The 20,868-nt window shown below is 62.6% G+C and carries 17 protein-coding genes; 7 read left to right on the forward strand and 10 right to left on the reverse strand.

From position 1 onward, the window contains the following. Positions 1-55 precede the first annotated feature (55 nt). From KG104_RS00810 to KG104_RS00825, 4 genes are all read left to right on the forward strand, one after another. On the forward strand, positions 56-1,573 hold the full coding sequence (locus tag KG104_RS00810; RefSeq protein WP_207348578.1) for a sugar ABC transporter ATP-binding protein: 1,518 nt from the start codon (positions 56-58) through the stop codon (positions 1,571-1,573). Beyond that, entirely contained in the window at positions 1,570-2,619 is a 1,050-nt protein-coding gene (locus tag KG104_RS00815; RefSeq protein WP_207348579.1) for an ABC transporter permease, read from the forward strand. The genes KG104_RS00810 and KG104_RS00815 overlap by 4 nt, the downstream gene beginning before the upstream one ends. A gap of 57 nt (positions 2,620-2,676) precedes the next feature. Beyond that, the gene (locus tag KG104_RS00820) at positions 2,677-3,756 is read left to right on the forward strand and encodes a polyprenyl synthetase family protein (RefSeq protein WP_207348580.1); all 1,080 of its coding nucleotides are present in this window, start codon (positions 2,677-2,679) and stop codon (positions 3,754-3,756) included. 98 nt (positions 3,757-3,854) lie between these two features. Next, positions 3,855-5,072 carry an ROK family protein gene (locus KG104_RS00825; protein ID WP_207348581.1) on the forward strand — a complete coding sequence of 406 codons (1,218 nt, stop codon included), beginning with the start codon at positions 3,855-3,857 and terminating at the stop codon, positions 5,070-5,072. Between the two features lie 100 nt (positions 5,073-5,172). On the opposite strand, the gene KG104_RS00830 is transcribed toward KG104_RS00825, so the two are convergent. From KG104_RS00830 to KG104_RS00860, 7 genes are all read right to left on the reverse strand, one after another. Beyond that, entirely contained in the window at positions 5,173-7,263 is a 2,091-nt protein-coding gene (locus KG104_RS00830) for a PQQ-dependent sugar dehydrogenase (protein ID WP_216202337.1), read from the reverse strand. A 338-nt stretch (positions 7,264-7,601) separates the two neighbouring features. Further along, positions 7,602-9,002 (reverse strand): alkaline phosphatase family protein, encoded by a 1,401-nt coding sequence (locus tag KG104_RS00835; protein ID WP_207348583.1) that lies wholly within the window; start codon positions 9,000-9,002, stop codon positions 7,602-7,604. 40 nt (positions 9,003-9,042) lie between these two features. After that, on the reverse strand, positions 9,043-10,167 hold the full coding sequence (eboE, locus tag KG104_RS00840; RefSeq protein WP_207348584.1) for a metabolite traffic protein EboE: 1,125 nt from the start codon (positions 10,165-10,167) through the stop codon (positions 9,043-9,045). Beyond that, positions 10,167-11,045 carry a TatD family hydrolase gene (locus KG104_RS00845; protein WP_207348585.1) on the reverse strand — a complete coding sequence of 293 codons (879 nt, stop codon included), beginning with the start codon at positions 11,043-11,045 and terminating at the stop codon, positions 10,167-10,169. The genes eboE and KG104_RS00845 overlap by 1 nt, the downstream gene beginning before the upstream one ends. 2 nt (positions 11,046-11,047) lie before the next feature. Beyond that, on the reverse strand, positions 11,048-12,553 hold the full coding sequence (locus tag KG104_RS00850) for an EboA domain-containing protein (RefSeq protein ID WP_207348586.1): 1,506 nt from the start codon (positions 12,551-12,553) through the stop codon (positions 11,048-11,050). Beyond that, positions 12,550-13,431 carry an SCO3242 family prenyltransferase gene (locus tag KG104_RS00855; RefSeq protein WP_207348587.1) on the reverse strand — a complete coding sequence of 294 codons (882 nt, stop codon included), beginning with the start codon at positions 13,429-13,431 and terminating at the stop codon, positions 12,550-12,552. The genes KG104_RS00850 and KG104_RS00855 overlap by 4 nt, the downstream gene beginning before the upstream one ends. Then, positions 13,428-14,693: an inositol-3-phosphate synthase gene (locus tag KG104_RS00860; RefSeq protein WP_237687297.1), complete on the reverse strand. Its 1,266-nt coding sequence runs from the start codon at positions 14,691-14,693 to the stop codon at positions 13,428-13,430. Before KG104_RS00860 ends, KG104_RS00855 begins: the two co-directional genes overlap by 4 nt. 311 nt (positions 14,694-15,004) lie before the next feature. Between KG104_RS00860 and KG104_RS00865 the strand changes: the two genes are divergently transcribed. Together KG104_RS00865 and KG104_RS00870 are read left to right on the forward strand one after the other, a co-directional pair. Then, a complete protein-coding gene (locus tag KG104_RS00865) occupies positions 15,005-16,207 on the forward strand; it encodes an ROK family transcriptional regulator (RefSeq protein ID WP_237688639.1) in 1,203 nt (400 codons plus the stop codon). 363 nt (positions 16,208-16,570) lie between these two features. Continuing rightward, positions 16,571-17,545 (forward strand): sugar phosphate isomerase/epimerase family protein, encoded by a 975-nt coding sequence (locus KG104_RS00870; protein WP_207348588.1) that lies wholly within the window; start codon positions 16,571-16,573, stop codon positions 17,543-17,545. A gap of 146 nt (positions 17,546-17,691) precedes the next feature. On the opposite strand, the gene KG104_RS00875 is transcribed toward KG104_RS00870, so the two are convergent. The 3 genes from KG104_RS00875 to nadE are packed head-to-tail and all read right to left on the reverse strand — an operon-like array spanning position 17,692 to position 20,219. Beyond that, positions 17,692-18,546 carry a DUF8083 family protein gene (locus KG104_RS00875; RefSeq protein WP_237685528.1) on the reverse strand — a complete coding sequence of 285 codons (855 nt, stop codon included), beginning with the start codon at positions 18,544-18,546 and terminating at the stop codon, positions 17,692-17,694. A gap of 2 nt (positions 18,547-18,548) precedes the next feature. Continuing rightward, positions 18,549-19,352: an exodeoxyribonuclease III gene (locus KG104_RS00880; RefSeq protein WP_104053611.1), complete on the reverse strand. Its 804-nt coding sequence runs from the start codon at positions 19,350-19,352 to the stop codon at positions 18,549-18,551. A gap of 42 nt (positions 19,353-19,394) precedes the next feature. Continuing rightward, complete coding sequence (gene nadE / locus KG104_RS00885) at positions 19,395-20,219, reverse strand: ammonia-dependent NAD(+) synthetase (RefSeq protein ID WP_104053612.1); 825 nt, start codon at positions 20,217-20,219, stop codon at positions 19,395-19,397. A gap of 67 nt (positions 20,220-20,286) precedes the next feature. On the opposite strand from nadE, the gene pyrE reads away from it, so the two are divergent. Next, positions 20,287-20,856, forward strand: a complete 570-nt coding sequence (gene pyrE, locus KG104_RS00890) for an orotate phosphoribosyltransferase (RefSeq protein ID WP_104053778.1) — start codon at positions 20,287-20,289, stop codon at positions 20,854-20,856. The last annotated feature ends 12 nt before the right edge of the window (positions 20,857-20,868 follow it).

Raw genomic sequence — 20,868 nt, forward strand, 5'->3', positions numbered from 1 at the left:
GAAAATGATCGACGACCTTATACCGACCGCCGACATAATGTGTTAGGTTCCTCACATGTTCGATGAAGATCAGCTCCCACTGCTCGAGGTGCGCGGCCTCTCGAAGCAGTTCGGTGGTGTCCAGGTACTCAAGGGTGTGGACCTGCAAGTGCGGTCCGGAGAGGTCCATTGCGTGATGGGCCAAAACGGCGCCGGCAAGTCCACCCTGATCAAGACCCTCTCCGGGGTGTACGAGCCGGACGGCGGGGTGATCCTCTGGGAGGGCCAGGAAGTCTCCCTCCCCCATCCCACTGAAGCACTGGGCCTGGGCATCGCGACCATGTACCAGGAGCTGGATGTCGTGGACGGCCTGACGGTGACGGAGAACATCTTCCTGGGACACGAGAACGCAAGCGGAGGGATACTGCGTGTCAGGGAGGCCAACGCACTGACACGGGAGCTGCTGAAGCGGCTCGGGCACAGTCGGCTCTCACCCTCGGCCGAGGTCGGATCGCTGTCCGCTGCCAACAAGCAGATTGTCAGCCTGGCGCGGGCTCTGTCCCGCGACACGAAGCTCATCATCATGGACGAGCCCAGCGCCATCCTCGATTCCGGTGAAGTGGCGAATCTTTTCCGCGTCATCCGGGAGCTCACCGCGCAGGGCATCGCCGTGGTCTACATCTCCCACCGACTCGAGGAGATACGCCAGATTGGTGACCGGATTTCCGTACTTAAGGACGGCAAGAGCACCGCCAGCGGCCTCCAGGTTGCGGAAACTTCACGATCGGAGCTGGTTCGGCTGATGACCGGACGGGACGTCGAGAATGTCTTCCCGCCACGGCATCCCCCTTCCCCGGATGCCCCGGTAGTACTCGACGTGGAAGACCTCGAGCTGCAGGGAGAGTTCCGGAAAGTCAGTTTCCACATCAAGGCGGGAGAGATCCTGGGCTTCGCGGGACTGGTCGGATCCAAGCGTTCGGAGATCTTGGAAACCATCTGCGGAGTACGGAAACCTACCTCCGGCAGGATCTCAGTCAACGGCAAACGACTCCGCCCCGGTTCAGTGCCCGCCGCCGTCAAGGCGGGAATCGGGCTCTCCCCGGAAGAACGGAAAAGCCAGGGACTCATCCTGGATGAGCCGGTTTTCAAGAACGTCACGCTGTCCACCTTCGAACGGTTTGCGCGCGGCGGGTACCTCAATGAAAAAGCCGAACGGGATGCCGCACGGGACCAGATCACCGCCCTGGAACTGCGGCCGGCCGATCCGGACCGTCCCACCCGCACCCTTTCGGGCGGCAACCAGCAGAAGATCCTGTTGGCCCGCTGGGTTGTCCACGGCACCCCTGTCCTGCTGCTCGACGAACCGACCAGGGGTGTCGACGTCGGCGCCCGCGCGGAAATCTACACCCTGATTCGCCGGCTCGCGGCAGACGGAGCAGCCATCATCGTCGTCTCCAGCGAGATCGAAGAGGTGCTGGGACTCGCTGACAAAGTACTCGTCATCGATGACGGCAACGTCCTGGTCGAAACCAACCCAAGCGACATTGACGAGCATGGCGTGCTCGATCTCATCATGAAGGGAAGTGCCGCGTGAGCGAGCCCAACACCACGGTCGCTGATCCGACCAACACCCCGCCCGGGGGCAGCGGCGCCAGGAACAACCCGGTGAAAAATGCCCTGGGCGGTTCAGCGGGACGCAGCCTCGGCCTGGTCCTCGCGCTGGGCCTGCTCTTCGCCGTGGGCGCCATCACGAGCGGTGACCGGTTCCTGAACGTGGAGAACCTGCTCACCATCCTGAGGTACGCCTCCATCATTGGCGTCATCAGCATCGGCGTCACCTTTGTCATTACAGCCGGCGGAATCGACCTTTCCGTGGGTTCGGTCATGGGCCTGGCCACGGTGGTTGCCAGCCTGACGAGTATCCAGCTCGCAGCGACCCAGTCATCTTGGCTGCTCATGGTCCTGGTGGCCCTGGCCGTCGGTGCGGGAGTCGGCCTGCTCAACGGCGTGGTGATCGCCTACGGAAACGTCGTTGCGTTCATCGCCACGCTTGCCACGCTGGTGGGTGCGCGGGGGCTGGCCGAACTGATCTCCGGCCGCAGCACGCAGATCGTCACCAACCGGGACTTCCTCAAGGTCATGCGAGGAGAATTCCTCGGCATTCCCGTTCTAGTGTGGATCTTCATCCTGGCCGCAGCCGTGGGTTGGTTCTTGCTGAACCGCACCACGTTCGGCCGCAGGACCGTAGCCATTGGCGGGAACCGGGAAGCATCCCGGCTGGCAGGCATCAAGGTCAAGCGGCATCTGGTGGCACTGTACGTCCTGTCCGGGTTTTCCGCCGGCATCGCCGCAGTCATGATGCTCGGCCGGACAACGGCCGGCACCTCGACCCACGGCCTGCTCTACGAACTCGACGCGATTGCCGCCGTCGTTGTGGGCGGAACCCTGCTGGCGGGCGGCCGCGGCACCATCATGGGCACAGTCCTGGGTGTGCTCATCTTCGCCACCCTGACCAATATCTTCACGCAGAACAACCTAGACACTTCCGTCCAAGCCATCGTCAAAGGCATGATCATCGTCGTCGCGGTCCTGCTGCAGCAGCGCTTCGCTTCCGCGCGGCCGTCTAAACGGGGCGGCTAACCTCCCCAGGCAGCGGCAGGCACGGCCAGGCATCACTGACGAAGCAGAGGGCGCATAGTGAAATTCCTTGACGCGGAGTACACCTTGGAAACCGATGCTGAGCTGGGACTGGTCGAAGAGGTGCTGGACCAGTTCTTTACGGATGCCAAGCTCCGGGCTGTCTCCCTCCATCCGGCCTACCTCAGCCTGTGGGAAGCGATCGAACGGAACGCAGCCGGCGGAAAACGCTTTCGTCCGCGCCTGCTCATGCTCGCTTACCGCCAGCTGGGAGGATCCGACCCCACCGCAGCGGCCAAACTCGGCGCGGTCTATGAACTCCTCCACAACGCGTTCCTCATTCACGACGATGTAATTGACCGGGACCCCACGAGGCGTGGGGTCCCTAATGTGTCGGGGCACTACGCCAATAAGGCCAGGCGTGCGGGCGCATCCGCGGAGGCTGCACAGCACGCCGGCATGGCTGCCGGGCTGCTGGCTGGGGACCTTTCCCTGGCAGGGGCCTACCGCCTCCACGAAGCGGTTGAAGCGAGCGGGGAGGTGCGGCAGCGGCTGAACGGCATCCTGGACTACGCCGTGTTCTCTTCCATCGGAGGCGAACTCCTCGATGCTGAGTTCGCCCTGGCGGTTCAAATGCCCTCCCCCGAGGAGGTTCGGACTGTGGCCCGCCGTAAGACCGCTGTCTATTCCTTTGAGGCACCGCTTCAAGCCGGCGCCTTGCTGGCAGGGGCCCCAGCCTCCGTTGCCGGAAGGCTCGCCGACTTCGGACGGGATGCCGGAATTGCCTACCAGATTGCCGATGACGTTCGCGGGACGTTCGGCGATGAAGAGGACACTGGAAAGTCGAACATCGGAGACCTCCGGGAGGGCAAACGGACCGTCCTGCTCTCCTATGCAGCCACTAAGCCGCAGTGGAAAGAGATTTCACAGCTCGTAGGATCAGGGGAACTGACGGCCGCAGGGGCTGGGCGGATCCGTGACCTGTTGACGGAGTGCGGGGCACGGGAGCACGCTGTCCATCTGGCATCCGAACACGCACACGCCGCAGTGAAACAACTTGGGGAAGAGATTCCCGCTGGGCTTGCCGGGAGCTTGGAAAGACTCTTGTTTTCCCTCCTTGCGGAGCTCCATTCCCTCTGATCCTGCTTTCCGCAGGTGATGCCCCAGAGCACGTTTACTATGGGAAACTAGTCCGGTTCTGGCCCGTCCGCCAGAAGGACCTATTACGGGGGAAGAATATGTTTGCCACCGCCCGCACGCATCCGGGCAGCAACCGGGATTCGAGCCGCCAGCACAACCTCTCCACCGTCCTGCGGCTAGTGCACTCCACTGCTGGCATATCCCGTGCCCAGCTCACCCGGACAACCGGGCTCAACCGTTCCACGATCGCAGTCCTTGTCGCCGAGCTATCCCAGCTGGGCCTGGCAGTGGAGAGCGACTTGGATACAGCACAGCTGCACGGCCGTCCGAGCATCAAGATCGATCCCAGCCCCGCCGCTCTAGCGCTGGTTGTCAACCCTGATGTCGACGTCGTAAGCGTGGCCCTGGTCTCCCTGGGCGGCCACATAGTCAACACTGTCCGGTTCCATACGGTCCGGGCACCGTCCGGCGTTGAGGTGGTCAACATCGTGACAGCCGTCTATTCGGGGATGCGCACTTCCCTGCCCGCAGGCCACCGGGTCATGGGCGTGGGACTGGCAATCCCCGGGCTCGTGCGGACCGACGACGGAACGGTCATCGAAGCGCCCCACCTGGGCTGGCAGGACGAGCCGCTGAGCTCCCGCCTTGGGGAAGCGCTGGGACTGCCGGTGTTCACAGCGAATGATGCCGTTGTGGGGGCCCGCGCCCAGGCGGCGTTTGGTGCCGGACGGGGCGTGGCCGACCTGCTTTATCTCTACGGCGGTGCCAGCGGCATCGGCGGGGGCGTCATCAGCGACGGACGCCTGATCCGGGGAGCGGCAGGGTTTGCCGGGCAGCTGGGCCACACGCACGTACGTACCGGCGGCACCGCCTGTACCTGCGGCTCCTCCGGCTGCCTGGAAGCCGAGGTCACCAGGGCTGCCCTGATCGAGGCAGTTGGCCTGCCCTCCGGGGAAATCGAAAACCTTGAGGAAGCCCTTCTGGAGAAGCTTCAGGACGGGTCCTCCAACGATGAGCTGTGCGCCGTCATCTCTCACCAGATCGGATTGCTGGCCGTGGGCTTGAAAACGGTGATGAGCCTCCTGAACCCCTCAGCTATTGTCCTAGGCGGGTTCCTTCGCATCCTGGTGCGTGCGGCGCCCGGCGCTTTGGAGGAAGCCCTCGCCGGCTGCGGACCCCGCAGACCCTGGGAAAACGTGAGAATCGAGCTCGCCCCGCTCGGGGAAGACCAGATCCTGATAGGTGCAGCGGAGCTGGTTTTCGAACCTCTGCTGGCTGACCCGGCAGGCTACCTGCAAGGGCTGGCAGGAGAGTGAAGGGATTCACGCAAAGGGACCCTGTGCCGGCCCGGCACAGGGTCCCTTCCCGGTTTCGCTCCTTATCTATGGAATCTCGTCCGTCTGCCCCGCTTCAGCGTTATGGGGACGGGACCAGTGCAACTTCGGCAGTTCCGGTCAGCGGACCCGTGCCGCCATCGCCTGCATCGGTGTAGGAAGCACTGAATACGCCCGATAGGTTGTCGACTGCGGGATCATGTCCCTCAGGCACGGTGGTGGTGATGGATCCGGTGCAGCCCGTGGTGCTTGTCTGCGGGTGACCGTGGCTGTCATGGCCCAGAATGTAGGTGATCTGGACACGTGAGCAGTCAACAGGCTGGTCATCCGTCACGCGGACTTCGTAGCTCACGGTGTCTCCGAACTGGAAACTCTGGCCGGCAACGGGAGTCACGAACTCCACTACCGGGGCCTGGTTGCCTACTTCAATAAAGACCTCCGCGGAGGAGTATTTGCCCCTATGCTTGCCGCCTCGGTCGGTCACCTGAAGGTTAGCCGTGTACGTCCCGATTTCCTGATAGGTGTACGTGGGGTTGGGTTGCCGTGAGTCCACCACTCCGTCGGAGTTAAAGTCCCAGGCGTAGCGCAGCCTGTCGCCGTCGGCGTCGGTTGTACCTGCACTGGAGAACTGCACGGTCAGGGGTGCCATGCCCACTGTGGGAGTGCCGGCGGCCACCGCTACCGGAGTATGGTTCCCGCCCTGTCCGATGTAATCGATGCGGGAGAGCTGGGCATCCGGGTTCTCGCCAAAGTACCCATCACCGTATTCGAGTACGTAGAGCGCACCGTTGGGACCGAACTCCATGTCCATGGGGTTGTCCACGATGATCGAATCAACAACATTTTCAATGGAGGCGAGCTCTCCTCCGTAACTCATGGTCATGGCTTTGATGTAGTCACGGGTCCACTCGTACAGGAAGGATTTGCCGTCATAGTACTTTGGCCAGGCTACGGGCGCTTGTCCCTTGGTTGCCTTCTTGTCGAAGTTGTAGACCGGACCCGCCATCGGGGCGATTCCTCCGGTCTCGAGCTCCGGGAATTCATCCGATAGGTCGTAGGAGTACCAAACCTCGGGCTGAGCCACCGGGGGCAGCTCGCGCAGGCCCGTGTTGTTGGGTGACTCATTGACGGGCGCCGCACAGTTGAAGGTCTCACCTGAGGTCCCGGTGGCGAAGTCATAGTCTACGTACGGCAGTTCGGCCGTGGCGCAGTAAGGCCATCCGTAGTTTGACGGCTCGGTGATGACTGCCCACTTGCCTGTCCCAGCCGGGCCCCTGAGCGGATCTGCGGTGCCCGCGTCGGGAGAGTAGTCCGCGATGAAGAGCTCGCCGGTCTTCCGGTTCAACTCAATGCGGAACGGGTTGCGGAGCCCCATCACGTAGATTTCAGGGCGGGTGAGGGGCGTCCCCGGCTTGAAGAGGTTACCTCGGGGAATGGTGTAGCCACCGTTTCTGGTGGGGGTTATTCGAAGCACCTTTCCGCGAAGGTCGTTTGTGTTGGCGGAGGAGCGTTGTGCATCGAATACCGGATTGCTTTCGGGGCGTTCGTCGAGGGGGCTGTAGCCGCCGGAGGAGAAGGGATTGGTGTCGTCACCCGTGGACAGGTAAAGGTTCCCCTGGGCGTCGAAGACGATGTCTCCTCCGACGTGGCAGCAGCTTCCGCGGTCCACGGGTACCTGCAGCATCCGTTGTTCACTGTTCATATCGACAGTGCTTCCATCGAATTTGAACCGTGAGAGCTGCAGGTAACCCTTAAAGGGCTCAAAGTCTGCGGCTGTTCCAGTGGTCGGAGCATCGCCCTCGTTGACGTCGGGCGTAGCCGGGTCATCAACGGGCGTATCCAAGGGCGGAGAATAATACATGTAGACCCAGTTACTGCCCCTTTTGCCGAAGTTCGGATCAATAGCGATGCTTTGCAGGCCTTCTTCGTCGTGCTCGTAGACGTCGACGGTTGCCGCCAGGGTGTTCAGTCCGGTTTCCGCATCATTTAGCCATACCTCGCCCTGACGGGTCGTGTGCAGCACGTCGCTGTTGGGCAGCACGGCAAGGTCAACCGGTTCGCCCGGGTTGTCGTTCAGAGTTACCTTTTGGAAAGCCGAGTCCGGCGGAGCGGTTGCGGGGACACCGGGCTTCGGTCTCGCCTGCGCCGGCACTGCCGCAAGGGATACGCCCATCAGCGCGGCCAGGGCTAGGGCTGTGCTGGCCCGCCGTATACGTTTTGCCGAGGTTTTGCTGGCATCCGCCTGATGCCCGGGTGATTGCGCCAACCCGCGTCTTGTGACTGTCATCGCCATCTCTCTTCTCGCCATTGAGGACCCGGACCAGCCGGAGTCAGGTCAGGTAGAACGCTAATGGAGGCTTTCTTGAAGCGCTAGTGGTTTGAAAAAACAAATTCTTTTCTTCTACAAAATTTCCCAATTCCTTGGAAACGCAGGCGCAACACTGCCGCCTGCGATGTAACCCTTGGCCACACGTGCAGTTTGTTGCACAAAGAACATAAGTCAGTGTTCGGTCATTCAGGCAGCCCTTGAGTCTGGAGGACAAGGGATTTCACCGCTGCAGCAGGGATAGGTTTGCCCGAACGCATCAGTTCTTCGACAAAAGGCGGCAGCTGCTCTTCAGAGGAAATCACCAGTGGCGTGCTTTCCCGGAATGCGGGAAGCCGCCCGTGGGTCCCGCGTACATGGCGGGGGTCCAACGGCACGGTGCTCATGGCATAGCGCAGCCCCGCTTTTTTCTTGACCAGGTTCAGGCCCGCCTTGGCCTTGGCCAGTTTGTCTGCCGGGTTGAAGAAGAGTTCGCTCGGGTCATACCCCGGCTTCCTGTGGATATCCACACCGCGTGCATACTCGGGTGCATGGGCATCGTCCAGCCAGAAATAGTAAGTGAACCAGGCGCCCGGCTCCGCAATGACGACGAGTTCACCGGAGCGCTGATGGTCCAGGCCGAACCTCGCCTGGGCGTTCCGGTCCATGACTTCATCGATCCCCCTGGTTCCCTTCAGAATGTCCGCTGTCCGTGCCACGTCGCCGGGGTCCGGAACGTAGACGTGTGCCACTTGGTGGTCGGCAACGGCAAAGGCACGGGATGCCCACGTATCCAGCTGCTCTTTCCCGTCCTGCACATAAACCTCCAGCAGGCCTTCCTTGCGCAGGACACGGTTGATGTCTACGGGCAGATGCGCCTCTTCTATTCCGTACTCCGAGACAGCGATGACCGCGTACCCGCGTGATTCAGCTTCGTCCAGCAGGGGAGCCAGCGCGGCATCAAGTTCGGCGGCCGCCTTGACTGCTTGAGGATGGTTGGGCCCAAAACGCTGAAGGTCGTAATCGAGGTGCGGCAGATAGGCCATGAGGAGTTCCGGCGCCTGGGTTCGCATGACATGTCTGGTCGACTCGGCAATCCACTGTGTCGACGCAATGCCTGCGGTCGGCCCCCAATACTGGAACAGTGGGAATTTGCCGTACCGGGAAACCAATTCGTCGTGAAGCGCCGGGGGGCGAATGTATGCGTCAGGCGATTTCCGCCCGTCCGCGTGATAGATCGGGCGGGGAGTCACGGTCACGTCCGTTGACATGCCCATGGCGTACCACCAGCAAATGTTTGCCGCGCGGTAATCAGGTTCCTTGCGGCGGGCACTTTCCCAGATCTTTTCTCCGGTGACCAGTTTGTTGTGCTGGCGCCACAGGAATACCTCGCCAAGCTCACGGAAATACCAGCCGTTGCCAACAATCCCGTGCTCGGACGGCGGCAGGCCGGTGAGCATAGTCGATTGAACTGTGCAGGTGACTGCAGGAAGGACTGTAGCCAGTTCGGAGGACCAGCCCGCAGCCGCGAGTTTGGATAAACGGGGCATATCCCGCAGTGACTGCTCAGTGAGTCCCACGATGTCGAGCAGCAGTACCGGTTTCAAGGGTTCTCCTTAGTGTTTAGGTGAGTGCCGCGCGCTGGCATCAGGACGGCGCCGGAGCCAGCAGATGGTTCTCCGCCCACGCGATTTCCCCTGCTATGCCTTCGACAAGATCAACTTGTTTCCCGGGCAGAACACTCCACGTGTAGGTTTCTATATCCAGATGCACTTGCTGCCCGTACGGCAGGCTGCTGACTTCATCCACAGTCGTTTCCAGCACCTTGGCGGTCGTCTCCAGCGGAAGCATCGGCACCACGTGGAGGGGCATATGGAAATGAACCCTCCATGGACCTCTCCCCGGCAGTTCAGCCAGTGCCTGCGGCAGGTCATCTGCCATCAGGACGTTTCCGTCACGTCCCAGCTCCCTGACCTGGTGCAGGTACCGCGGTTCCGCGAACGCTACAAGCGCGCTGCGGGCAGCCTCTTCTGAGGGTGCAGCCACGTGCAGTGCGGCGGAAGCCTGAACCTTTACGACGCGCAGGCCGGCTGCCCCGACGCCACGAACTGCCGCCACGGGGTCGGCAAAAGACACCGCCAGATGGCATGTGTCTATGCACAGGCCGATGTAATCGGAGTCGATGCCTCTGGGGATTCCCGCTGCCAGCCATGCTGTGACATCCGAAACCGTGTCGAGTACGCATCCCGGTTCCGGTTCCACCGCTATCCGGACTGTCTTTCCGGTGCGCTCCTTCAGCGTTCTCAGGCCTTCGGACAACTCCACGAACGCCGTGGTAGCGGACTCGTTGTCGTCGCCAGTCCAGGGATCACGCCAAGCTAGAGGCAGCGTGGAGATGGATCCCGGCATCCCTTCGGGAAGCAGGGCCGCAAGGACGTTTGCACACTCCAGGGTGTACTGCAGTCGCTCCCGCTGTGCCCAGGTGGGCTGATAGACGTCTCTCTTCACTACCTCGTTGTGGAAGCCCCCGTAGGGAAAAGCGTTCAGGGTATGGATTTGCAGTCCCTGCTCGGAGAGCACCTCACGAAGCAATGTCACATCAGCGGCGCTTCCCGCCAGACGGCTGGCCAGCCCTGCCGGCAGCCACAGCCCGACGCCGAGAACGTCCAGCCCCGCCCTGCGGCGGATAGGACCGGCATATTCACGGAGCTGACGGATTACCCCATCAAGGTCCTCGGCCGGATGCACGTTGGTGCAGTAGGAAAGCTGCATCAGGCGCGGACTCCCCGCAGGAGTGAGTTGCCTTCGAACGTCTCCCCGGCTCCCCCGAGTTCCGCTCCGTCAAAACCGGGGATCGGATCGAGGATCAGCGCACCGCTTTGGCCGTAGAACTCGACCGGGTTTTGCCAAAGGACGCGGTCGACGTCGTCCTCCGAGAACCCGCCGGCGAGCATGGCTTTCGCTGTGCTCGCTGTCTTGAGCGGGTCGGATTTTCCCCAGTCCGCGGCAGAGTTAATCAACACCTTCTCGGTGCCGTACTCGTGGAGGATTGCGACCAGGCGTTCCTCATCCATCTTGGTGTCCGGATAGATGGAGAAACCCATCCAAGCTCCGGAGTCCTTCACCATGTGCACGTTGGTTTCATTAAGGTGGTCAACAACGACCATCGAGGGATCAACCTTCGACTCGCGGACTAGGTCGAGTGTCCGCTGGGTGCCCCGGAGCTTCTCCCGATGCGGGGTGTGCACCAGCGCAGGGAGGGAGAACTCGCTGGCCAGCTCCAGCTGGCGGCTGAACGCCTCATCCTCGGCCGGAGTCATGGAATCAAAACCGATCTCTCCGACCGCAACGACCCCCTCTTTGGCCAGGTACCGGGGAATCTCCTCCAAGACCGGCACGCATCTGGGATCGTTGGCTTCCTTGGGATTCAGGGCGATCGTGGCGTGGTGCCGGATGCCGTACTGGGCGGCCCGGAACCGTTCCCAGCCCAGCAGGGAATCAAAGTAGTCGATGAAGGATCCGACGCTGGTTCTTGGCTGTCCCAACCAGAAGGCGGGCTCAACCAGTGCCCGTACTCCGCTGTCATACATAGCGGCGTAATCGTCGGTCGTGCGGCTTGTCATGTGGATATGCGGGTCAAAGATGCGCATGGCTAGGACTCCTTACGGGAGATGGAGGGACTGGCGGCAAGGCCCAGCAGGAGACCGACGTCGTCCGGTACCGGGCGTCCCGCTGCTTGCCGTTCGGCGGCGAAATCGGTGGCCATGCGCGCCAGTTCGTCATCCGCCCGCTCATCGAGGTCGGTTACGGCGGCAATGCTGACGCCCATGAAGATGAGCTTTAGGACCGCGTGGCGCCAGTTGTGCTGGTCAAGGTAGGCGGCGGCGAAGGGGCCGACGGCGGCCGCGACCAGCCCGGTCTCGTTCGTTCGAAGTGCCTCGGCGGTCAGCCGCAGGCCCGCTGCGATGACGGGAACGGGCAGATCCGGCTCATAAACGGCCAATGACCCCAGCCCCCTCAAGACGCCGCGCCGTTCCGAGGAGTCTCCCCTGCTGTACAGCGAAAGGAGAGCCTCGGCCAGATCTTCGGGAGGGCGGAACTCCCACAGGCGCCGAATGAGCTCGCCGCGGGCGTAGTCGCTGTTGCTGCCATGGAGGACCGCCGTGGGATCGATGGCCGGCTGGAGAGGACTGCGGCCAACCCTTCGGCTGGCTGCGGCGAAAACTGCTGGCAACGCACCGGGATCTGCCGCGATTCGGGCCACGCTTTCCTGTAGCCATTCTTCCGCCGCTTTGCCTGCCTGGGCTTCCTGCCAGGCGGCCTGCAGGGCGGCCATGCTTCGGGTGGCCAAGCCTGGTGCATCAAAGGAGTGCCGGGGCAGCTCGACGGCGGCCACCCCTCGGTAATCCAGTTCTGCGAGCGTTGCCAGGGCAAGCGCGACGTTGACCTCCCCTTCACCGAACGGAAGATGCTCATGGGCAACGGACCGCATGTCGTCGAGCTGGACGTTCGCCAAAAGTGCTCCGGCTTCCATCAGTGCACCGCGCACTCCGCCGGGCTCAACCACTACACAGTGTCCTATGTCCACGGTCAGCCTGAGTCCTTGCGGGTTGCCGAGGCGGGTTCGAAGCTCAAGGGCATCAGCGACGGTCTCCACCAGCATTCCGGGCTCCGGTTCAATGGCGAGCAGGACCCCTTTCTCGGCAGCATGCCCAAGTACGTCAGCAACCCGGGTTTCCAGCCGCTTCCAACCGGACTCTGGGCTGGTTTCGGGAGGCAGGATCCCCGAGAAGAAAGAGACACATTCGGCGTTCAGTACCGCGGCGATGTCTATTGCCCGGCGAAGGAAATCGACCCGGGTTGCGGCGTCTTCGTCGACAAGGGTTGGCCGATGTTTCTCCCGCCGGTTGAGCAGGAAACGCGTACCGGTCTCTATGACAATCCGAAGGTCCAGGTCCTCGAGGCGGCTGCGCAGGCACTTGAGCCGGGCTTCCAAGTCTGGGGCGAAAGGGTCCAGATGAGGATGGCCGAGAGTCAGGGCCACAGCTCCGTAACCGAGTTCGTACAGCATCTCCAGTACGTCCGGAAGCGGATGGTCTGTGAAACCATTGGTGCCATACCCGATGCTGAATGGTGGGGAAGATGGCGTGGTGGTCATGACTCGCTCACTTTCCTGCCCCCGGGACGGGAACGGATGATCCTGCCCAAGACGTCCACCCCAATCAGCGCACCTGCACCCAGCAGGTGTCCGTGCCGTACCGCGAGCGCTGCCTGAAGTGGAACCATCGCGCGGATGCCCGCCTTGGTCGCATTCAGGGCGTTAATTGCCGCAGGGTCCCGCGCCGCCCTGATTTGGGCAGGTCCACATCTCAGGGCATAGGCAGCCGTGGCTGTGAGAACGGCGAGCGTTTTGATCGGCGGTCCAGCGGATCCGGCCACGACTGATGCGGCCAGCAGCCCGGTCGCTGCTGCGACACCGGAGGCGGTGGCAGCGTCTGTTCCATCGACTTCACCACGGGAAAGGAAAGTCACGGCGACAGTATGGCCACCCATGATGCCCGCAGCCCCAAGTGCCGGCCTGACATGGCCTGCTCCCGCACCCATCAGGACGTCAAGGGCCCGGCAGGTGCCCATCGAGACGGCTCCAGCTAGCGCATGCTCCTTAGTCACCAGGTCATAAGTCCAAATCGACACCGCAAGCGGAATCCCCACAGCCAAGGAGCTCCAGCCGCCGGCCACAGCACACAGCCCCAGTCCGGCGGCTGTGAGGGCAGATGCGGCGGCCAGGGCACTCCGGGGGCTGACCCTTCCGGAAGGAATGGGCCGCTTTGGACGTTCGCTGGCATCGATGTCCCGGTCTGCGTAATCGTTGAGGGCCATTCCGCCGGCATAGAGGCACGCGCTCGCCACCGGCATCCACACGCGCCGTCCGGTGAGGGGCCGTCCAGCAGCAGCCCCGCCTGCCACGGAATCCCCCAGGACAGTAAGGACAGCGGGAGCCCTAACCAATTCCAGGTAATCGCCGAGCCTGGTCACAGTTGTTCACGTCCCGTGTCCGAGAGGAGGCGGCCACTGGCAACGAGCGCCCACTCCGCAAGGTTATGTGTCTGCTGTGCGAAGGAATGCTCTTCACTGCCCCAGGGATCCTTGAAGAAGAAGCCAAAGGCCCCAACATGCCCGGTTTCTCCTGCCGCGTCTGCAAGCGTCATGAGGCGGGCGAGGTCGAGGATCATCGGAGCTGCCAGCATGGAATCGTAGGCGCTCCACGTTGTTTGGATCGTCAGGCGGGAGCCCAGGAATCCTTCCACGTGGATGTGATCCCACGCGACTTTGGTCTCGCCCAAGTCCGGCACGTTGTCAATGTGCAGCGGGATGACAGCGCCTCCTGTGAGCTCGTGCAATCCGCGGTTCTTCGACAGCAGCTTTGCGGAAACAGCGCGGCTGTCCGCAAGCGTGGCTCCGTCCCCGCCGCCCAGCAAATTGGTCCCGGCCCAGGACAGGACCTCCAGCCCGCGTGCGGCAAGCGCCGGAGCCAGTACCGAGCGCAGCCAGGTCTGGCCCGTTTTGCCGTCCTGGCCTGCGGTGGGAACCCGGAAGGCGCCAGCAAGCTCATACAGAGCAGGAACGTTCAGGGCCGTTGACGGCGTGAAACATATGTATGGAGAGCCAGCCAGAACGGCTGCGTAGGCCGCTACCGAGCTGGCGGGCAACACAGACCGTGCCGGATCCTCGAGCGCCGACTTCAGGAGATCGATGTCGTGGTACTCGGCGAGCTGGTCCAGCGGTGCCTCTGTGGAGGCGACGTCCAAGACGATGACCCGCCGCAGCCCGTTTGTTTCTTTGAACGCAACGATGTCGCTGGACAGGCGGCTTGCGGCATCGGCCTGCGACTCTGCGGTGCCAGCGGGATCGTATCCAGAACACACCCGGCCGTCCGCTTCAAGGAGCTGGGCTCTGACTGATTCAACGAGATGGCCGGGGACCATGCCTGCATCAGCAAGTTTCTCCGCCCGCTTGACCATGGAAACGCCGCTGATGTCATGGCCACCCACCACGAAGTCTGCGTAGTCCGGGAGGCACGCGCCGTGGAAGGTGTCCTGTTCCGTCACGCATCCCACGGGTTTCACCAGCCGGGAGGCGATGGCTGCCAGGCCGATCACTGCTGTTGTTGCCACCGACCCCCGTGCGCCGATGAGCCAGATTCCTGTCCGGCCGTAGTCCCAGTCCTCCGGCGCGGTACCGAGTACCGATTCTTCGTCCGCCTTGACTGACATGCCCTTGTGGGTGTCCCTGATCAAACTTCCTCCTAGAAGCTTCATGTACCGCCGGCGTGCCCACGCCTCATTCAGAATCAGAATCCGTGAATGAGACGCTGGTCACAGGGAACCTAGCATAGGTAATGTCAGGTCACAACGTACTTATGAGGTATTCCGATATATCTGCGCTTGGCGTTGCCATCATTTCGTCGAATGCCGGCGGGCAATAGGGGGATTTGTGATGATCAACTGCTCCCCGGCCACTTAGGGCGGATCAATTCAAACTAGTAGACCCATGTCCTGCGAAGATACCCAAGTAAATAGTTCCGTCGGCTTTATGCTGTAATGAGTCGGTGAGTGACATAAGTAGCGTTGGCGGCCTTGCATCGTCCGGAGCGAGCGAGCTCTTCCAGATCCTTCGCGACGGGAAACCTCGGACCCGGTCCGAGCTGGCCGAACAAATGGGACTGGCCCGCTCAACAGTCACCCTCCGGATCGAAGCACTTATGGATCTGGGGCTCGTAGGGTTCGTTGAGGACGCCGTCTCCACCGGGGGCCGCCCGTCCTCCCGCATCGCACTCAAGGCAGGCAGCCGGGTTGTGCTCGGAGTGGACATCGGGGCATCCCACCTCCAAGTGGCGGTCACGGACCTCACCGGGCACCTGCTTTCCCAATCTGCCCGGGCACTGGAAATCACTCGGGGTCCAGATGCGGTCCTCGAAGCGGTTGTTGAACTCGGCACGGAATTGCTCAACGGGACCGGACGGTCATTGGAAGACCTCCTGGCCGTTGGTATCGGGCTGCCTGGTCCCGTGGAGCACCGCACCGGACGGCCCATCAATCCGCCCATCATGCCCGGATGGAACGGCTACGACGTGCCTGGATACCTTCAGGCACGATTCCATGTTCCTGTCCTGGTCGACAATGACGTCAACATCATGGCCCTGGGCGAACGCAATATGTCCTGGCCACAGGTGGACAATCTGCTGTTCGTTAAAGTTGCCACCGGGATCGGTTCAGGCATTGTCTCAAGTGGGATGCTTCAGCGGGGGGCGGACGGAGTCGCCGGCGACATCGGGCATATTCGCGTGCACGGCGGGACCGGAGTCCCCTGTCACTGCGGCAATACTGACTGTCTGGAAGCCATAGCATCCGGGCCGGCCATTGCCTCAAAGCTGCGCCAGCTGGGCATTGAGGCCAGCGGCAGTGAGGACATCGTGGCACTGGTGAGCGCCGGAAACACGGAAGCCATCCACGCAGTCAGGCAGGCCGGACGAGACGTTGGGGACATCCTTTCGGCATGTATTAGTCTCATCAATCCTTCGGTAATAGTCATAGGGGGATCCATGGCCCTTACTGGCGAACACTTCATTGCCGGCATCCGGGAGACGGTGTACTCGCGCACCATCCCGCTTGCCACACAGCATCTGCAGATTGTCCATTCCGGCTCCGGCCTCGACGCCGGTGTGCTGGGTGCCAGCATGCTGGCGATTCACCACGCCATGTCTCCCCAGCGCATCGACGCCATGGTCTCCGGACTAAGCATCGCCGACTGAGCCAACCGCCCTTGGTCGGCGACTTTTGCTTGACAGACACCAAAAGCCCGCCATAGCCTCATGCGACGAACTCATTTCCAGTCACCGCTCTTGTTCCACACTCGTCACCTTGCATAGGACGCGACGGATAGCAGGCATGCTTTTCCGACCTCACCCTAAGGTGCACCCCAAGCGCCTGGCAGTGGTTTCAGAAAACAAAACGGACATATCTACCTGGTGCTGGTGCTGAATCAGTTCGGATAGCTCGCCGGCGACGATGAGCCATCGATATCAGTCCAGTGAATTCCCCAGTGACCCCGCGCGCATTTCCGCCAGTGCCAATGAAGGCGGCGGAAGGCGTCCAACTGTCAGGAAGGCAACAGCATGTGCTTCGGATTTGACGCAAAAGGTTCGCTGAATCGATCTCTTGAAAAGAAGGGGGTTGACCGGCGCAATTTTATCCGCGGGGCATTGGCCGCTGGCGCGGGTGTGGGCCTCGCCAGCATCGGTGCGGCTCCTGCGGTGGCCCACCCTGATCACAAGGGCAAGCCCGGCCACCATGGAAAACCCGGACACAAGGGCAACCGGCCGGTTCCCCCCGGACAGATCAGCATTCAGATGTATACCCTGCGGTCTATTATGACCGGCGAAAACATCGACGCGAATTTTACGAAGCTTGCCCGGTACGGATACGACCGGGTCGAACTGGCGGGGCTGTACGGACGCACTGCTAAAGATATGCGGAGAACACTGAACCGCTTGGGGATTCGTGCCTCTTCCAGCCATGAGGGGATCAGCGCCACTCCGGCGGACCTGCAGACTAAGATCTCCAACGCCCTGACGCTCTGCCAGACCTACATGAACGTTCCTTATCTGGCCTCGGATAACGCAGACGACTGGTACAGGTGGGCGGACCAGATGAATGCAGAAGCGGCCGTCGCGCGCGGGGCCGGCATCAAATACGGTTACCACAACCATGCTCACGAGTTCACGACGGACCTCGGCGGCGGGCTCACGCCGTGGGACATCTTCACCAGCCGTCTTGACCCGAAGCTCGTCCACCTGGAAGTTGACTTGTATTGGGTGGTTACCGGCGGCGTCGGGGTTGGTGCCGCCGACCCGGTCCAGTTCGCCATCGACACAATCAAACAGGCTCCACAGAAGGTCCTGCAGTATCACGTGAAGGATCGGGATGCCGCTGGAGATTTCGCTGACTTGGGCACCGGAACCATCGATTTCTCCCGTATCTTCAAGGCGCACCAGGCGAAGGAGTACATCGTCGAAAATGATCAGCCGGATGTAACTCCCCTGCAGACCGCAGAGGTGGGCTACCGGTATCTCCGCAACGTGCGCTTCTAAAACCGCACGCAATCCGGTGGTGGCGGGGCCGTCCCTCACCAGGGCTGGCCCCGCTGCCTGTATCGATTCCGGAGAGCCCCGCCTGACTGACTTTTGCCACGCCGTTCACAACGTCCGTGAGAGTTACAACTAAGGGGCCGGTGCGCCTAGCTGGCGCGGGCCAGCTGGCGGATCGGAATCCAGCGGTTGGCCAGCCTCCGGTAAGAGGCGGCGGCTCCTGTCATGTCACCGTCTGCGAGGGATTCGATGCCCAGGCGGACGTCCGAGGGCGAATCGTCGGGGAACACCAGGTCCGCCACCGAGCCGTAGTCCAGTTCCAGCACTGCGTCCTCGGAGAAGATTTCCAGCCAGTTCGTCAGCTCGTCCAGCTCATCGAGCAGATCCAGTTCGGGTGCGGCGAGCGCCAGGGACGCAGTGGCGGCGCGTGCCCGCTCCAGGCACTGGGTTACGGGTGCTGCGAGCCGGACGGTCTGCACCTTGCCGTCGTCCTCCACCACCTCGCTGTGGTCATCCTCGTGGAGCAGCACAAACCAGCCGAACGGAACACCCCATGTGGCGGATCGGGTGTGCAGGCGGGCCAGGGAGTCCGCAAAGGAGTCGGGATCAATTCGGGCGGCGTGCGCTTCGCGGGCCACCTCCGGTACCAGGACATCGACCAGGGGTCCGCGGATGCTCTCGCCCAGCGACTCGGCGGCCAGCGAAGCCCGGACGGCCAGCTGGTTGGGGCAGTACAGCCGGCGCGTTGAGCCCTGATGGTCCGGATAATGCAGCACCCGCACCAGATCAGTGGAACTGTGAGGAAAAGGATCCGACACGGCACGGACCAAACGCCGCACGGCGTCGCTGCGTTCCAGGACCTCGGTCTCGTGGCGTCCCCGTGCCCGCTGCTCGAGGATGGCCAGCTGCTGGTCATCGTCAAACACGTCCAGCGGCTCATAGACACGCAGATGCGACACGTAGGGGAACGTGTGGTGCATGGGATCTCCGGGCCGCGGACTCATGGTCAGTCCAGCTCCACGATGACGGGGGCGTGGTCCGATGCGCCCTTGCCCTTGCGTTCCTCGCGGTCAATGGATGCGCCGGTGACCCGGGCGGCAAGCGCGGGGGAGGCTAGAACGAAGTCGATGCGCATGCCTTCCTTCTTGGGGAACCGCAGCTGGGTGTAATCCCAGTACGTGTACACGCCGGGTCCCGGAGTGTAGGGCCGGACGACGTCGGTGAATCCGGCGTCCAGGAAAGCCTGAAATGCTGCCCGCTCGGGCTCCGTGACGTGGGTGGCGTTCTGGGCGCGGAACCAGTCGATGTCCCACACATCGTCATCCTGCGGGGCGATGTTCCAGTCGCCCATCAGCGCCAGGGGCAGGTCCGGGTTGTCCTTCACCCAGCCTGCGGCCTGGTCCTTCAGGATGTCCAGCCACTGCAGCTTGTACGGCATGTGGGGGTCTCCCACGGCCCGGCCGTTGGGAACATACAGGCTCCACACCCGCACGCCGTTGCAGGTTGCTCCGATAGCGCGCGCCTCGGTGGCGGTGGTGGCTTCGGTTTTGCCGAAGGCTGGCTGTCCCGGGAAGGTGCGCTCGACGTCGTCGAGCCCCACCCGGGAGGCGATGGCCACGCCGTTCCACTGGTTCACACCGAAATGCGCCACTTCGTAATCGTTGTTCTCAAAAATCTCCCAGGGGAAATTCTCGTCCTTGGCCTTGGTTTCCTGAATCGCCAGGACGTCGACGTCGGAGCGCTGCAGCCACGCTTCAACGCGGTCTGCACGGGCACGGATGGAGTTCACGTTCCAGGTAGCAATCTTCACCCTTGCTACGTTACCGAATCCGGCGCCGGTTCAGGGCATGCCTCAGGGCTTCCACCACGTGTCCAGAATGCTGACGGGCACGGTGCGCTTGTGCCGGGTCATCAGGAAGCGGCGTTCAATCTTCTCCGCAGCCTCCTCCGGAACATCGCGGCCTTCCAGATAGTCATCGATGGTGTCGTAGGAAATACCCAGTTCGGTCTCATCGGTCTGGCCGGGGGCGTCATCCAGCAGGTCCGCGGTGGGAGCCTTGCGGATCAGGGCGTCCGGAGCCCCGAGCTCGGCCAGCAGCTGCCGGTTCTGGCGCTTGTTCAGGCCGAACAGCGGCAGGACATCGGCGCCGCCGTCACCGTACTTGGTGAAGAAACCGGTGACGGATTCGGCACCGTGGTCCGTGCCGATGACCAGCAGGTTGTGCTGGCCAGCCACCGCATACTGCGCCGTCATCCGGGCGCGGGCCTTGATGTTGCCCTTGTTGAAGTCACTGATCCGCTCGCCGGTCATTTTGACGTACTCGTCTTCATAGCCGTCCACGGCGGGCGCCACGTTGTAGACCCAGGAGAGGGCGGGCTGGATGAATTCCAGGGCGGCCTGGGCGTCAGCTTCGTCATGCTGGACCTGGTAAGGCAGGCGCAGGGCGATGAACTGTGCCTCGGTGCCCCCGGCGTTGAGTTCGTCCACGGCCAGCTGGGCCAGCCGGCCGGCGAGGGTGGAGTCGATGCCGCCGCTGATTCCCAGGACAAAACCGCCGGTGTGTGAGGCGGCCATGTAGGCCTTGAGGAAATCCACCCGACGGCGGATCTCAGCAGCGGGTTCAATGGTGGGCTGCACGCCCATTTCCGTGATGATTTCAGCTTGTAGTTGGCGCATGTGTTCCAGCCTATATCTCCCGTCACATCTGCGTCCGGGAAAGGGGTGCTCGGCTAGGATGGAGGCCATGACTGCGCCCGTTTCGCCTGCTGCCCGTGCCCGCCTCCTGGATCTGATCGGTGAGCTGGCGGTGGTCCGCGGAAAGGTCACGCTGTCCTCAGGCGCCGAGGCTGATTACTACATTGATTTGCGCCGCGTCACCCTGCACCATGAGGCCTCCCAGCTGGTGGGCGAGGTAATGCTGGACCTGATCGACGCGGCAGGCATTTCCTTTGAGAGCGCCGGCGGACTGACCATGGGTGCTGATCCGGTGGCCACGGCGGTGATGAATGCCGGAGCCCGCGCCGGCCGTCCCATCGACGCCTTCGTGGTGCGCAAGGCACAGAAGTCCTACGGCATGGGCCGCCAGGTTGAGGGCCCCGACGTTGCCGGACGCAACGTGGTGGTCCTGGAGGACACCTCCACCACCGGCGGGTCGGCGCTCACCGCGGTGGAGGGCGTCCGCCGTGCCGGCGGAAACGTGGTTGCCGTTGCCGTCATCGTGGACCGGGACACAGGATCGAAGGAGCGCATTGAAGCCGAAGCCGGCGTGCCCTACCTGTATGCCTTCGGCAAGGATGAACTGGGCCTGGAGTAAGGCCGCGGCCAC

Origin of the sequence: Arthrobacter sunyaminii (assembly GCF_018866305.1) — a bacterium.
Taxonomy (GTDB): domain Bacteria; phylum Actinomycetota; class Actinomycetes; order Actinomycetales; family Micrococcaceae; genus Arthrobacter_B; species Arthrobacter_B sunyaminii.